This window comes from Pseudomonas sp. RW407, assembly GCF_003176655.1.
Taxonomy (GTDB): Bacteria; Pseudomonadota; Gammaproteobacteria; order Pseudomonadales; family Pseudomonadaceae; genus Pseudomonas; species Pseudomonas delhiensis.
On the sequence record NZ_QGSL01000091.1, the window covers coordinates 700,550 to 713,660 of the forward strand.

General features: G+C 70.7%; 15 protein-coding genes. 10 read left to right on the plus strand and 5 right to left on the minus strand.

Features of this window, described 5'->3' with window-relative positions; translation table 11 throughout:
- Positions 1-866 precede the first annotated feature (866 nt).
- Both ispA and DK254_RS15535 read right to left on the minus strand, forming a co-directional pair.
- Positions 867-1,754 (minus strand): (2E,6E)-farnesyl diphosphate synthase, encoded by an 888-nt coding sequence (gene ispA / locus DK254_RS15530; RefSeq protein WP_109934469.1) that lies wholly within the window; start codon positions 1,752-1,754, stop codon positions 867-869.
- Positions 1,751-1,993, minus strand: coding sequence for an exodeoxyribonuclease VII small subunit (locus tag DK254_RS15535; protein ID WP_009615726.1), 243 nt, complete (start codon positions 1,991-1,993; stop codon positions 1,751-1,753). Before DK254_RS15535 ends, ispA begins: the two co-directional genes overlap by 4 nt.
- Before the next feature lie 116 nt (positions 1,994-2,109).
- Here DK254_RS15535 and DK254_RS15540 point away from each other — a divergent pair, with 116 nt between their 5' ends.
- A complete protein-coding gene (locus DK254_RS15540) occupies positions 2,110-2,709 on the plus strand; it encodes an ACP phosphodiesterase (protein WP_109934470.1) in 600 nt (199 codons plus the stop codon).
- A 67-nt stretch (positions 2,710-2,776) separates the two neighbouring features.
- A complete protein-coding gene (locus DK254_RS15545; protein WP_109934471.1) occupies positions 2,777-3,643 on the plus strand; it encodes a universal stress protein in 867 nt (288 codons plus the stop codon).
- 148 nt (positions 3,644-3,791) lie between these two features.
- On the opposite strand, the gene DK254_RS15550 is transcribed toward DK254_RS15545, so the two are convergent.
- Together DK254_RS15550 and olsB are read right to left on the minus strand one after the other, a co-directional pair.
- Positions 3,792-4,556, minus strand: coding sequence for a 1-acyl-sn-glycerol-3-phosphate acyltransferase (locus DK254_RS15550; RefSeq protein WP_109934472.1), 765 nt, complete (start codon positions 4,554-4,556; stop codon positions 3,792-3,794).
- Complete coding sequence (olsB, locus tag DK254_RS15555) at positions 4,556-5,314, minus strand: L-ornithine N(alpha)-acyltransferase (RefSeq protein WP_109934473.1); 759 nt, start codon at positions 5,312-5,314, stop codon at positions 4,556-4,558. Before olsB ends, DK254_RS15550 begins: the two co-directional genes overlap by 1 nt.
- A 141-nt stretch (positions 5,315-5,455) precedes the next feature.
- On the opposite strand from olsB, the gene DK254_RS15560 reads away from it, so the two are divergent.
- The 8 genes from DK254_RS15560 to DK254_RS15595 all read left to right on the plus strand — a co-directional run bounded on the left by DK254_RS15560 (position 5,456) and on the right by DK254_RS15595 (position 12,899).
- A complete protein-coding gene (locus DK254_RS15560; RefSeq protein ID WP_109934474.1) occupies positions 5,456-6,352 on the plus strand; it encodes an acyl-CoA/acyl-ACP dehydrogenase in 897 nt (298 codons plus the stop codon).
- A gap of 70 nt (positions 6,353-6,422) precedes the next feature.
- Positions 6,423-7,208 carry an MBL fold metallo-hydrolase gene (locus DK254_RS15565; protein WP_109934475.1) on the plus strand — a complete coding sequence of 262 codons (786 nt, stop codon included), beginning with the start codon at positions 6,423-6,425 and terminating at the stop codon, positions 7,206-7,208.
- Positions 7,209-7,304: 96 nt separating this feature from the next.
- A complete protein-coding gene (locus DK254_RS15570; RefSeq protein WP_256595890.1) occupies positions 7,305-8,429 on the plus strand; it encodes a serine hydrolase in 1,125 nt (374 codons plus the stop codon).
- Positions 8,426-8,755: an amidase gene (locus DK254_RS15575; protein WP_109934477.1), complete on the plus strand. Its 330-nt coding sequence runs from the start codon at positions 8,426-8,428 to the stop codon at positions 8,753-8,755. The genes DK254_RS15570 and DK254_RS15575 overlap by 4 nt, the downstream gene beginning before the upstream one ends.
- Positions 8,756-9,164: 409 nt before the next feature.
- The gene (locus tag DK254_RS15580) at positions 9,165-9,740 is read left to right on the plus strand and encodes a YceI family protein (RefSeq protein ID WP_109934478.1); all 576 of its coding nucleotides are present in this window, start codon (positions 9,165-9,167) and stop codon (positions 9,738-9,740) included.
- Between the two features lie 74 nt (positions 9,741-9,814).
- Positions 9,815-10,894 carry a phosphatidylserine/phosphatidylglycerophosphate/cardiolipin synthase family protein gene (locus DK254_RS15585; RefSeq protein ID WP_109934683.1) on the plus strand — a complete coding sequence of 360 codons (1,080 nt, stop codon included), beginning with the start codon at positions 9,815-9,817 and terminating at the stop codon, positions 10,892-10,894.
- A 42-nt stretch (positions 10,895-10,936) separates the two neighbouring features.
- Positions 10,937-12,214, plus strand: coding sequence for an acyltransferase (locus DK254_RS15590; protein WP_109934479.1), 1,278 nt, complete (start codon positions 10,937-10,939; stop codon positions 12,212-12,214).
- A gap of 85 nt (positions 12,215-12,299) precedes the next feature.
- Positions 12,300-12,899: a DUF2846 domain-containing protein gene (locus DK254_RS15595; protein WP_109934480.1), complete on the plus strand. Its 600-nt coding sequence runs from the start codon at positions 12,300-12,302 to the stop codon at positions 12,897-12,899.
- An 8-nt stretch (positions 12,900-12,907) separates the two neighbouring features.
- On the opposite strand, the gene DK254_RS34550 is transcribed toward DK254_RS15595, so the two are convergent.
- Positions 12,908-13,111: hypothetical protein (locus DK254_RS34550; protein WP_218281423.1), on the minus strand; the 204-nt coding region annotated here is incomplete at its 5' end.

The window sequence follows — 13,111 nt, forward strand, 5'->3', positions numbered from 1 at the left end:
GGGCTCGGTGTAGCGCGCCGCTCCGAGTCTGCGGATGTTTCTTGTTTCGCCCCCTCGGGCGAGTCCCTTTTGTCAAACGGTGGAAGGCCACCCCCGCAAAAAGGAACCAAAAAGGCTTGCCCCGACATACGGGCCCGACAGAGTCGGGCTACCCTCACGAACTCCCCCGCCACGGAGGCCCGCCCCGAGGGTACGTCCCTGTAGCCCGCGGGGCTCTCGCGACATCCATGTCGCATGACCTCCTGAGCGGGGGCTTCGCTCGGCCTTCTGAAGGGGCGTTCCGGTGCGCTCGGCTATTTCTCTGGAAGTCCCAAGAGCAAACGCGCTTTTGCTTTTCGTAGGAGCGAGCTTGCTCGCGAACCCTGGCAGTCACTGGGTTCCCGCGTTCGCGGGAATGACGGTGTGGAAGGATAGTGCCTAACTTCCAGACCACTCAGGACAGCCCCCTCTCCCTTCAGGGAGAGGGCTGGGGAGAGGGCGCTCTTAACCCTAGCACCTACGTTCCCAGTAAACCCCGTTCGCGAGCAAGCTCGCTCCTACAGTCATGGCCATCGGCCATGGGCTTCGCTGCAGCAGCCGACGGCGTATAACCGCGAACGGTTATACGCCCTACGAACCTGCCACACCGGCGAACACGGCAACCTAGAGCTGTCGGCGCGGATATGGCGCGCTCCTACAGCTCCAGGGAAACACGGTCGTAGGAGCGGACTCCGTCCGCGATGGGGGGGCCCCGCCACGCCGGACACCCCGGTGGCACGGCCAACGGCGGATAACCGCGAACGGTTATGCGCCCTACGTCTGGTGTAGGGCGGAGTCCGCTCCTACAGTTCCAGGGGCGTGCGGTTGTACGCGAAACGACCGGTCGGTCAGTTGCGCCGCTCGACGATGTAGCGGGCCAGGTCGCGCAGCGGCTCGGCGCCGGCGCCGAAGCCTTCCAGGGCCGCCAGGGCCTGGTCGCGCAGGGCCAGGGCGTAGGCCTTGGCGGGTTCCAGGCCGAGCAGCGCGGGGTAGGTGGGCTTGTCGTGGGCCTGGTCCTTGCCCTGGGTCTTGCCCAGGGTGGCGGTGTCGCTTTCCACGTCGAGGATGTCGTCCTGCACCTGGAACGCCAGGCCGACGGCGCCGGCGTAGCGGGCCAGGGCCTCCAGGCGCTCGGCGTCGGCGTGGCCGCTGGCCAGGGCGCCGAGGCGCACGCTGGCCTCGATCAGCGCGCCGGTCTTGTGCCGGTGCATGGTTTCCAGGGCCGCCTGGTCGATGCGCCGGCCCACCGCCTCGAGGTCGATGGCCTGGCCGCCGACCATGCCGGCGGAACCGGCGGCGCGGGCCAGGGCGCTGACCATGGCCAGGCGCGTCTCGGCGTCCTGCGGGTTCAGCCGGGCGTCGGCCAGCACCTCGAAGGCCAGCGCCTGCAGGCCGTCGCCGGCGAGGATGGCGCAGGCCTCGTCGAAGGCGATGTGGGTGGTCGGCTGGCCGCGGCGCAGGGCGTCGTCGTCCATCGCCGGCAGGTCGTCGTGGACCAGCGAGTAGGCGTGGATCAGCTCCACCGCGCAGGCCGCGCCGTCGGCCCGGGCGGGGTCGCCGCCGAGGGCCTCGCAGGCGGCGTAGGCCAGCAGCGGGCGCACGCGCTTGCCGCCGTTGACCACGCTGTAGCGCATGGCCCGGTAGAGGCGCTGGAGGTCTTCGCGGGGCGGGGTGAACAGGGTTTCCAGGGCGGCATCGACGCGCGCCTGGCAGCGCGCCTGGTAGGCGGCGATCATGCGTCTTCGCCTTCGCTGTCGAAGGGCGCCTCGCTCAGCTCTCCATCGCGCTCCAGCAGCACCTGCACCTTCTGCTCGGCCTGGCTCAGCGCCGCCTGGCATTCGCGGGTCAGGCGGATGCCCTGCTCGAAGGCGCCGAGCGAGTCCTCCAGGGACAGCTCGCCGCTCTCCAGGCGTTCCACCAGGGTTTGCAGTTCGGCGAGGGACTGTTCGAAATCGACGGCTTTCTTGCGGGCCATGGGACATCTCGGCGGGGTATTCGGAACCCGGCGACACTAGCAGAGACGGGCCTTGCGGGCAAATCCGCGGGCCTGCCCGCACCCCGCCGCGGCCGCTTTCGCGCTAAGCTTGGACGATGAACTACCTCGCCCACCTCCACCTCGGCGGCTCGCAGCCGGCGCAGCTGCTCGGCAGCCTCTATGGCGACTTCGTCAAGGGGCCGCTGGCCGGGCGCTGGCCGGCGGACGTCGAGGCGGCCATCCGCCTGCACCGGCGCATCGATGCCTTCACCGACAGCCATCCGCTGGTGCACGCGGCGAAGCTGCGTTTTCCCGCCGAGCGGCGGCGTCTGGCCGGGGTGCTGCTGGACGTGTTCTTCGACCATTGCCTGGCCCGGGACTGGGACACATTCAGCAACGAGCCGCTCAGCGAATTCACCCGCCGCGTCTATGGTGTACTGAACCAGACCCCGCAACTGCCCGAGCGCCTGGCGCGCATCGCCCCGCGCATGGCGGCGCAGGACTGGCTGGGCAGCTACCGCGACTTCGCGGTGCTGCAGGACGTGCTCGCCGGCATGGCCCGGCGGCTGTCGCGCCCGGGCCTGCTGGACGGCGCCTGGGAGGAGCTGGCCGAGCGCTACCAGGTGCTGAGCGACGACTTCCGCGCATTCTACCCGCAACTGCTGGCGCTGGCCGGGCGGCGCGACGATTTGCCTGGGGATCGCCCCCCGGCTTGATATGCATCAAACGTAGGAAAGCCATGAAAGGATGCAATAGAACCCACGACGGAGAGGGAGGTGCTGCATGCTCAAATCATTGATGATCGCCACGGACTTGTCGTCGCGCTCGGAGAAGGCCCTGCAACGCGCCGGGGCCCTGGCCAAGCGCTTCGGCTGCCCGTGGACGGTGCTCTGCGTGGTCGACGAGGACCAGCCGGCGGCGCTGGTCGAGCAGGAGGCGACGCAGGTCCGGCTGCTGCTGGAGGCGCGCCTGGTCGAGCTCACCGCCTTGGGCGGCAGTTGCCCGCGCATCCGCGTCGAGGTGGGCGACCCGAACCAGAAGATCGTCAGCTGCGCGCTGGAGGAGGACGTCGACCTGCTGGTGATGGGCTCGCACCGCAAGAGCGTATTGCGCGACATCTTCGTCGGCACCACGGTGGAGCGGGTGGTGCGCGCCGGCAAGCTGCCGGTGCTGATGGTCAACCAGCCGGCCGCCGGCGAATACCGCGACCTGCTGCTGGCGCTGGACACCTCGCCGGCCTCGGCCAACGCGGTGCGTGTCGCCGAGCGCCTGGGCCTGCTGCAGGGCGCGGTGCGCCGCGCCATCTACGCCTTCAGCCCGCTGGCCAAGGGCATGATGCAGTACTCCGGGGTCAGCGAGGAGCGCATCGACGAGTTCGTCGGCACCGAGACGCGACAGGCGGTGGACGAGTTCAAGGCGTTCCTCAGGGACCAGCAGCTGGAGCCCTGGATCGACGAACAGCTGGTCGCCGTCGGCCTGCCGGGCAACGTGCTGGAGCGCATGTCCGAGAAGCACCGGCCGGACCTGCTGGTGATGGGTACCCGGGGCATGGGAGGGATCAAGCGTGCCCTGATCGGCAGTGTTGCCGACTACGCCCTGCGCGAACTGGATTGCGACATCCTGGTCGTGCCGCCGGACACCGACGTATAGGGCGGCGCCGCGCAGGCCCCGCGCGCCACTGGAACGACGGCGCCCGCCAATGGCGGGCGCCGGTCTTTCCGGGGGCCGGGGCCTGCGCCGCCGTCCGGGGCGGAACCTGCCAGCCGTGGCGCCCGGCAGGTTCGACTTCCTTCCTGTTTCAGGCGGCCAGCGCCTGGTCCCGAGCGATTTCCCCGTAGATCACCGTGCCGATGGCGGCGTGGGCCTGCTGCGCCAGTTGGGCGCGGTCGCGGCCCTGGCTGGGCAGCGGCGCGAGCAGGTGGATCTCCACGCAGCCGCGGTCGTTGCGCAGCAGCCGCAGCAGGTGGCTGAGCAGGTCGTCGTCGCCGATGAAGGGCGCCAGCTGGTCCGGCTCGCCGTCGCGCAGGTAGCGCAGGGCCACCGGCTGCAGCGGCACCCCGGCGTGGATGGCGCCGGCCAGCAGGCGCGGGTGGAAATTGCGCAGGCCGCGGCCGTCGGTGGTGGTGCCTTCGGGGAAGATCAGCGTCGAGCGGCCCAGCTGCAGGGCCCCGGCGATCTGCTCGCCAAGGCGGCTGCCATCGCCCGAGCCGCGGCGGATGAACAGGGTGCCGGCCTTTTCCGCCAGCCAGCCGGCCAGCGGCCACTGGCGCACCTCGGCCTTGGACAGGAAGGTCAGCGGGGCCAGGGCGCCGAGCAGCGGGATGTCGAGCCAGGACACGTGGTTGCTGACCCACAGCGCCGGGCCCCGGGGCAGCTCGCCATGGACCGTCACCCGCAGCGGCAGGGCGCGGCGCAGGCGGGCCAGCCACCAGCGCGTCAGGCCCTGGCGCAGGGCGGTCCAGTCGTAGCCGGGCAGGCGTTCGAGCAGCGCCACCGCGGCGGCCAGCGCCAGGCCCAGGCCGACCACCGCCAGCAGGCGGGCGGTTCGCCAGGCGCCGCGCATCACACGGCCGCCTTGAAGTGGCGGGCGTAGCGCGGGCACAGCTCGTCGCGCTTGAGCAGGATGAACACGTCGGCGACCTGGAAGTCCGGGTCCCAGCAGGGCTCGCCGCAGATCTTCGCGCCCAGGCGCATGTAGGCCTTGAGCAGGGGCGGCAGCTCGGCGGTGAGGTTGTCCGGCAGCTCCCGGGCCGGCAGCGGCGTCTTCGGCTCGGCGCGCAGGTGCTCGCGGCACAGGTAGCGCTCGCGCAGGCGCTGCATCACCGCCAGGGCCTGGACGCCGCCGTCGCGCATGGGGATGCTGGCGCAGCCCATCAGGTAGCGGTAGCCGCCCTCGTTGAGCACCTCGGCCAGCTCGCCCCAGAGCACGGCGATGGTGGCGCCGTTGCGGTAGGCCGGGTCGACGCAGGTGCGGCCGATCTCCAGCACCGGGCCCTGCAGCTCGGCCAGGCCGTCGAGGTGGAATTCCTCTTCGCTGTAGAAGCGCCCCAGGCGCCCGGCGGCGCGGTGGTCGAGCAGGCGGGTGGTGGCCACCAGGGCGCCGCTGGCCAGGTCGCGCACGCCGATGTGCAGGCAGTGGCTGTCGTAGTCGTCCAGGTCCAGGCCGAGTTCGGCCCCCTTCAGGCGTGCCTCGAACTCGGTGCTGAACACGCGGAAGCGCAGGGCCTGGGCTTCGCGCAGGGCGCGGGCGCCGCGCAGGCGCACGGCCTTGAGGCGGCGTTCTTCGCGCGGGGTGTCGCAGGCGTGGGCGGTCTGACTCATGCGGAGGCCTCCATGGGCCGGCCAGGCGGGTTGCGGCCGGTCGCCTTTGTTGTGCAAGCTCAGGCTAGGAAGCGGCGGTGTCACGCTCGTGACCCTGGCGTGATGCTTGTATGACAACCACCCCTGGATGAGGATCGCCCCATGCCCTGGAACCGCCTGCTCGGCCCACTGGAGCCACTGCCCGCCGGCCTGGCCCTGGAGGACTGGTACGCCGAACTGCTGGCCTGCGCCGACGGCGCCGGGCCGCTGGAGCTGGCGGTGCTCGCCGGGCGCCTGGCGGCCACCCCCGGCCTGGCCTTCCTCGGCGGCTACCAGGCGGCCCTGCGCGCCCTGTGGCCGGCGGCCCCGGCCGGCCTTGGCGCGCTCTGCGTCAGCGAGGGCAAGAGCCTGCGCCCGGCGGACCTGGCCACCCGCCTGGACGGCCTGACCCTGCACGGCCGCAAGGACTTCGCCACCGCCGCCGACAGCGCCGCCTGGTACCTGGTGGCGGCACGCGACGAGCCGGCCGGCGACGCCCCGCGCCTGGCGATGACCGTGGTGCTGGCCGGCGCCCCCGGCGCGCGCCTGGAGCCGATGCCGGCCATGCCGCTGATCCCCGACATCCCCCATGCCCGGCTGGTCCTCGACGGCGCCCACTGCGAGCGCCTGCCGGGCGACGGCTGGGACGCCTACAGCAAGCCGTTCCGCGGCCTGGAGGACCTGCACGTGATGGCCGCGCTGCTGGCCTGGCTGTACGGCGTGGGCCTGGCCAGCCGCTGGCCGCGGGAATTGCCCCTGCGCCTGGCCGGGCTGCTGGCCGGCTGCGCCGAAGTGGCGCGGCACCCGGTGGGCGACACGGCGACGCACCTGCTGCTGGGCGGCCTGTTCGCCCAGTTCGACGCCCTGACCCCGGCGCTGGACGCCGCCATCGCCCAGGGCCCGGAGCACTGGGCGCAGCTGTGGAAGCGCGACCGCGCGGTGCTCGCCCTGGGCGGCAGCGCCCGCGCCAGGCGCCTGGACAAGGCCTGGGCGGCACTGGGGCTTGACCCAGGTCAGTGAGGCCTGCGCCCGCGCCTGGGTACCCTGCGCGACATTCCGCCGCCCACCGGCATGATCCGCAGGAAGCTCCATGCGTCGCGAACCCATAGTGCTGTTCGACAACGGCACCCACCAGTGCCTGTGCTTCGATGACCTCGTCACCGGCGACGGGGTGCAGTCCAACCAGTTCCTCATCGTCGACCACGGCCAGTACCTGCTGCTGGACCCGGGCGGCGACCTGACCTACACGCCGCTGTCGCTGGAACTGTCGAAGCTGATGCCGCTGCAGGAGCTGGACTACATCTTCGCCTCGCACCAGGACCCGGACATCATCGCCGCGCTGGACAAATGGCTGCTGCACACCCGCGCCAAGGTCATCTGCTCCAAGCTCTGGGCGCGCTTCCTGCCGCACCTGACGGCCAACTACCTGGCGGTCAGCCACGGCATCTCCACCTACGACCGCGTCATCGCCGTGCCCGACCGCGGCCAGTCGCTGAACCTCGGCCGCTGCCAGCTGAAGATACTGCCGGCGCACTTCCTGCACTCGGTGGGCAACTTCCAGATCTACGACCCGGTCAGCCGCATCCTCTTCTCCGGCGACATGGGCGCCTCCCTGGTGGACGACGCCAACCCGGTGCAGGACTTCGCCGAGCACCTGCCGCACATGCTCGGCTTCCACCGCCGCTACATGGCCAGCAACAAGGTGTGCCGGCTGTGGGCGGACATGGTGCGCACCCTCGACGTGCAGATGATGGTGCCGCAGCACGGCCGGCCCTTCGCCGGGCGGCCGATGATCGACGCCTTCCTCGACTGGATAAGCGGCCTGGAATGCGGCATGGACCTGCTCGGCCCGGCCGACTACCAGGTGCCGCGCTGAATCCGTCCGCCATTACGGCGTGATCGGCGCTTATGGCCGTCATGGCGCCGTGCTAGGGTTCCGCCGGAGCTGAAAACAAGAGGCCCGCCGATGCCCATGCCCTGCCTGCGCCCGCTGCTGCGTGGCGCCACCCTGGTCGCCAGCCTGTGCCTGCTGGCGCCGGCCCACGCGCAAACCTGGCCGGACGCCGACTGGCAGCCCGGCCCCGCGGCCAGCGGCCCGGCGTTGCAGGCCTTCGAGGCCTATGCCTTCCCGGCGCGCGACGACGCCACCCGCCAGGGCGTGCGCAGCGACGCCGTGGTGGTGATCCGCGACGGCCAACTGGTCTACGAGCGCTATGCCGGGCCGACCCGCGCGCAGACCCCGCACCTGGCCTGGTCCATAAGCAAGAGCATCATGGCCTGCGTGCTCGGCGTGGCCTACGGCGAGGGCCGCTTCCAGCTGGACGACGCGGTGGCGCAGCACTTCGCGCCCTTCGCCGCGCACCCGCAGGTGAAGATGCGCCACCTGCTCAACTGGGCCTCGGGCCTGGCCTGGGAAGAGGACTACGAATACGCCCCGCTGAAGTCCTCGGTGGTGGCCATGCTCTACACCCGCGGCCGCGACGACATGGCCGGCTTCGTCGCCGGCTTCCCCGCCGACGCCGAGCCGGGCCAGCGCTTCCGCTACTCCAGCGGCGACAGCAACGTGCTCGCCGCCAGCCTGAAGCAGATGGTCGGCGAGGACGCCTACGCGGACTATCCCTGGACCGCGCTGTTCGAGCCCCTGGGCATCCGCTCGGCGGTGTGGGAGCGCGATGCCAGCGGCACCTTCGTCGGTTCCTCCTACGCCTACATGACCGCCCGCGACCTGGCGCGCATCGGCTTGCTGATGCAGCGCGGCGGGCGCTGGAAGGAACGCCAGCTGCTGCCCCAGGCCTGGATGCAGTTCGCCCTCACGCCGTTCGCCAACTACCACCCCACCGCGGAGGACGCCGCCGACGGCGTGCCCGGCGGCCAGTGGTGGCTGAACCGCGCCCCGGCCGGCGCCGGCCTGCCCTGGCCGAACGCCCCGGAGACCACCTTCGCCGCCCTCGGCCACTGGGGCCAGGCGCTGTACGTGCTGCCCGACCAGAAGCTAGTGATAGTGCGCTACGCCGACGACCGCGACGGCAGCTACCGCCACGACGACTTCCTCAAGCGGGCCCTCGCGGCCTTCGCCCAGCCGGAGGCCAAGCCATGATCCGCCGCCATCCGCTGCTCAGCCTGTTGCTCCTGCTGCTGGTCGCCCTGGCCGGCTGGGCCTGGGCCAACCGCGTGCACCTGGAATCCTTCCCGCCGATCATCGGCGCCTACACGGCCAAGGAGTACTGCTCCTGCCGCTACGTCATGGGCAACAGCGCCGAGTACTGCCAGGGCTACACCAGGCAGTACGTGCCCACCAGCGCCTTCCTCGACGACGCCGAGCACAAGCGCGTGACCGCCCGCGGCCTGGGCAGCACCCAGACCGCCGCCTGGTTCGGCCCGCGCGAGGGCTGCCGGCTGCTGCCCCAGGCGGACGCTTTGTAGGGCGAATAACGCCTACGGCGTTATCCGCCGCTTGGCCTCGATCCCCGGCGGCTCCGGGGTTGACCTGGGCGCTGGCCATGGCCCCGGTGTATCCGGCGGATAACCGCGAACGGTTATGCGCCCTACGCCTGGTGTAGGGCGCATAACGCCTACGGCGTTATCCGCCGCTTGGCCTCGGTCCCCGGCGGCTCCGGGGTTGACCTGGGCGTTGGCCATGGCCCCGGTGTATCGGCGGATAACCGCGAACGGTTATGCGCCCTACGTTCTCGCCTGGGATTGCCGCGCTGCCGGCCGACTGAACCATTGGCGCTGCCACCTGCCCAATGGGCTCGCCGGTCGGCCGGTTTGCAAGGCGGCGGCGGGCCGCTATCGTTGGCCTGATCCAGCCGTTTTCCATGTAAGGGACTCCATGCGCTCGCTGTTCGCTTTCCTCCTCGTGGCCTGCTTCGCCGCTTCCGCCCAGGCGGCCTGGTACCTCGACTACGAATCCTCGCGGTTGAACTTCGTCACCGGCCGCGGCGCCGCCGGCGCCGACGGCAACCGCTTCCTGGTCATGCACGGCGCCGTCGACGACCACGGCAAGGCCAGCCTGCGCATCGAGCTGGACTCGGTGCTCAGCGGCGTGCCGCTGCGCGACGAGCGCATCCGCGAGCTGCTGTTCGAGACCGAGCGCTACCCCGAGGCCACGGTGGACGCGCAACTGGACCTGGGGCCGATCCTCGGCCTGGCCAATGGCGCGCAACTGGAGATGCCGCTGCCGCTGCGCCTGAACCTGCACGGCGCCAGCCACGGCTACCGCGCCGAAGTGCTGGTGACGCGCCTGGACGAACGGCGCTTCCAGGTGGTGACGCTGTCGCCGCTGATCCTCGACGCCGCCGACTTCGGCCTGGCGCCGGGGCTGGAGCGGCTGCGCAAGCTCGCCGGCCTGCAGACCATCAACCTGGCGGTGCCGGTGGGCGCCGTGCTGATCTTCGCCCAGCGGTGAGCGGGCCGGTCTTCCCCTGGCGCAGCGGCAACCGCTTCGCCCTGCTGGTGGACGGGGAGAACTTCTTCCCGAGCATGCTCACGGCCATCGCCCGGGCGCAGCACCAGGTCGACCTGGAGCTGTACCTGGTGGAAGGCGGCACCTGCGCCGAACTGCTGCTGGAAACCCTGATCGACGCCCTGCGCCGCGGCGTGGCGGTGCGCTGCCTGTTCGACGGCTTCGGCGCCCTGCGCCTGGGCAGCGCCTGGGGCCGCCGGCTGCGCGAGGCCGGCGGCGAGCTGCGGCTGTACAACCCGCTGCGCTGGCGCGGCGGCTGGCGCAACCTGTTCCGCGACCACCGCAAGCTGCTGCTGGTGGACCAGGACGTCGGCTACGTCGGCGGCGCCGGCGCCACCGACGAGTTCTGGTCGGTGCCGGAGAACACCAGCGCCTGGCACGAGGTGATGGTGCAGATGCAGGGCCCGGTGCTGGCCGACTGGCTGGTGCTGTTCGAGCGCCAGTGGCACGCCTGCCTGCAGGCCAAGGCCTGGCGCCCGCTGGAGGCAGTGCACCCGGCGCGCCTGCCGCCCACGCCTATCGGCAGCAGCGGCCTGGGCCGGGTGGCCTACGCCGACGCCCGCCAGCACCGCGACATCCTGCAGTCGCTGGTGCGCAGCCTGAACGGCGCGCAGCAGCGCATCTGGCTGGCCACGCCGTATTTCCTGCCCACCTGGAAGGTCCGCCGGGCCCTGCGCAAGGCCGCGCGGCGCGGGGTGGAGGTGCGCCTGCTGCTGACCGGGCGGCTCACCGACCACGCCCCCGTGCGCTATGCTGGGCAGCGTTATTACCCGCGCCTGCTGCGCGCCGGCATCCGCATCTTCGAGTACCAGCCGCGCTTCCTGCACATGAAGGTGGCGCTGGTGGACGACTGGGCGAGCGTGGGCTCGTGCAACTTCGATCATTGGAACTTGCGGTTCAATCTGGATGCCAATATCGAGATACTGGACGCCGACTTCACGGCGGCGGTGGCCGATTGCCTGATCGCCGACTTCGCCGCCAGCCGGGAGATCGATTTCACGCTGTGGCACGGCCGCTCCCTGTGGATGCGCCTGCACCAGCGGTTGTGGGGCTGGCTCGACCGGGTGGTGGTGAATTTCCTAGACCGCCGCCGTTGAGCCGCCCGCCGGGGCAGGCACCCGGGGAAACGGGAGAAGGTCGTGAACAAGATCCGCAAGGAAAGGTTCATCGGGCTGGAGTGGTTGCGCTTCCTGCTCGGGATGTACGTGGTGGTCTACCACACCCTGCACGTCTACCCGACGGAGCAGAAGTTCCGCGGGCTGGACGAGCTGACCAGCCTGGGCTTCTTCGCCACCAGCACCTTCTTCGTGCTCTCCGGCTTCCTCCTGGCCCACGTCTACGTCACCGACGGCCAGCTGCGCGAGAGCCCGCGCAGCTTCCTCACCAAGCGCTTCTCCAACCTCTACCCGATCCACATCTTCTCGATCCTGCTGACCATCGGCGTGCTGCTGCTGATCAGCCAGCTGGGCATAGGCCCGGACCTGGACCAGGCCACCCCGCGCTTCGTCGTCTACGACACCCATGACCACCTCGGCCAGACCCACCCGGAGCTGTTCCGCCACTGGATGAGCGACCGCGAGCTGCTGTTCAACAGCATCCTCCAGCTGACCATGCTGCAGGCCTGGAACCCGCTGTACCTGACCTTCAACGCGCCGCTCTGGTCGCTGTCGACGCTGTTCTTCTTCTACCTCTGCTTCCCGGCGCTGGCGCCGCGGCTGATGCGCATCGGCAACAAGCGGCGGGCGCTGCTGGCGCTCTGGCTGCTGTACCTGGTGCCGCCGCTGCTGCTGGCGCTGCACCAGCAGTACGGCATGCCCTGGACCGGCCTGTTGCACCGCAACCCCATCCTGCGCCTGCCGGAGTTCCTCGGCGGCATCCTCGCCTACGGCCTGTTCCGCGAGCACAAGGACGGCGGCCGCCTGCCCGGCACCGGCGCGGTGCTGGCGCTGGGCGGCTTCGTGGTGGCCAACTTCCTAGCCGCCGACTACCTCTATACCCAGGGCGCGCGGCACTGGTACTTCCTGCTGCACAACGGCCTGCTGCTGCCGGCGCAACTGATGCTGGTGTACATCAGCGCGTTGCCGCGCGACCCGCACAGCCCGGCGATCCGCCACTGGTCGCCGCGCCTGGGGGCGGCCTCGCTGTCGCTGTTCGCCCTGCACGTGCCGCTGTTCACCCTGTTCTCGCGCACCGAGAAGCTGATCCGCGCGCCGGGCGATTGCCTGGCCGACTGGGCCTACTGCATCACCGCGGCCACCGAGCAGCAGCTGTCGCTGTGGCTGTACCCGCTGTTCCTGCTGTTCATGGTGGTCAGCTGCGTGCTGTTCCAGGAACGCTTGGTGGTACCCACGCGCAAGTGGCTGGTGCGCCACCTGTTACCGCAGGCGGCGCAGCGGCGCCCGGCGACCCTGCCCTGAGGCGCCGCCCCCCGGACTTTCGGCGGGTGGTCTGGCGGCCGTCGCTGGTTATGCTCAAGGCATGACCACAAGAAGGGACTGACGCATGTTGCGATCGCTGCTGGGCCTGGTTCTCCTGCTGCTGGCCGGCTGCAGTACCCCCGGCGCCTTCTTCGGCGCCACCGACGGCCAGGCCTTCGCGCCGCTGCAGCCCAGCGATGCGCGCCACGCCCTGGTCTACCTCTACCGCCCGCAGAACCAGTGGGCCGACGAGGAACTGGAGGCGCCCGGGCTGTTCCTCAACAACGAGCTGATCGGCAGCCTGCCGAGCAACGGCTACCTGGCCCTGGAGTTCGAGCCGGGCAGCTTCAAGCTGGAAATGCGCCGCCCGCTGTTCGGCAGCTTCTGGACCTTCTTCGCCGACGGCCCGCTGGACTTCACCCGCATCGCCAGCTTCATGCTCGAAGCCAGGGCCGGCGGCGTCTACTACCTGCGCTACGACGAGGACCGCGTGCCCGGCAAGCGCAGCCACAGCGAGGGCGACGGCCCGCTGCAGCTGATCGAGGCGCGCCTGGCCGAGCCGGAGATCGCCCGCACCCGGCTGGTCCAGGAACCGGCGCAGATCGCCGCCAGCGGCTACGAGGTGCGCCGCCAGCAACGCTTCTGGCAGGGCGTGGGCAAGGCCCTGGACAAGGTCGGCATCTGATCCCCCGGTTATGAGTTGAACTCATAGCTCCTTGAGTTTTTATGCTTACCGGCCCGCAACGGGCCGGTGCTAAAAAATTGCGCAACGGCTCCCGACAACAACAACGAGCGATTGCGCCATGCCTTCATTCCTCCTGCTTTCCCGCTTCCCGCTCGTTCCCCCGCCAGCCCCGTCGCGAACCGATCACTGAACCCGGCTGCCCCGCAGCCTTG

What these genes read in the sequence shown, in the direction of transcription:
- DK254_RS15545 (WP_109934471.1), top strand. Translation starts at nt 2,777, where the DNA reads ATGCTCAAATCATTGATGATCGCCACGGACTTGTCGTCGCGCTCGGAG.
- DK254_RS15585 (WP_109934683.1), top strand. Translation starts at nt 9,815, where the DNA reads ATGCTCACGGCCATCGCCCGGGCGCAGCACCAGGTCGACCTGGAGCTG.
- DK254_RS15575 (WP_109934477.1), top strand. Translation starts at nt 8,426, where the DNA reads ATGATCCGCCGCCATCCGCTGCTCAGCCTGTTGCTCCTGCTGCTGGTC.
- ispA (WP_109934469.1), bottom strand. Translation starts at nt 1,754, where the DNA reads ATGATCGCCGCCTACCAGGCGCGCTGCCAGGCGCGCGTCGATGCCGCC.
- DK254_RS15570 (WP_256595890.1), top strand. Translation starts at nt 7,305, where the DNA reads ATGCCCTGCCTGCGCCCGCTGCTGCGTGGCGCCACCCTGGTCGCCAGC.
- DK254_RS15565 (WP_109934475.1), top strand. Translation starts at nt 6,423, where the DNA reads ATGCGTCGCGAACCCATAGTGCTGTTCGACAACGGCACCCACCAGTGC.
- DK254_RS15580 (WP_109934478.1), top strand. Translation starts at nt 9,165, where the DNA reads ATGCGCTCGCTGTTCGCTTTCCTCCTCGTGGCCTGCTTCGCCGCTTCC.
- DK254_RS15560 (WP_109934474.1), top strand. Translation starts at nt 5,456, where the DNA reads ATGCCCTGGAACCGCCTGCTCGGCCCACTGGAGCCACTGCCCGCCGGC.
- olsB (WP_109934473.1), bottom strand. Translation starts at nt 5,314, where the DNA reads ATGAGTCAGACCGCCCACGCCTGCGACACCCCGCGCGAAGAACGCCGC.
- DK254_RS15595 (WP_109934480.1), top strand. Translation starts at nt 12,300, where the DNA reads ATGTTGCGATCGCTGCTGGGCCTGGTTCTCCTGCTGCTGGCCGGCTGC.
- DK254_RS15540 (WP_109934470.1), top strand. Translation starts at nt 2,110, where the DNA reads ATGAACTACCTCGCCCACCTCCACCTCGGCGGCTCGCAGCCGGCGCAG.
- DK254_RS15535 (WP_009615726.1), bottom strand. Translation starts at nt 1,993, where the DNA reads ATGGCCCGCAAGAAAGCCGTCGATTTCGAACAGTCCCTCGCCGAACTG.
- DK254_RS15550 (WP_109934472.1), bottom strand. Translation starts at nt 4,556, where the DNA reads ATGCGCGGCGCCTGGCGAACCGCCCGCCTGCTGGCGGTGGTCGGCCTG.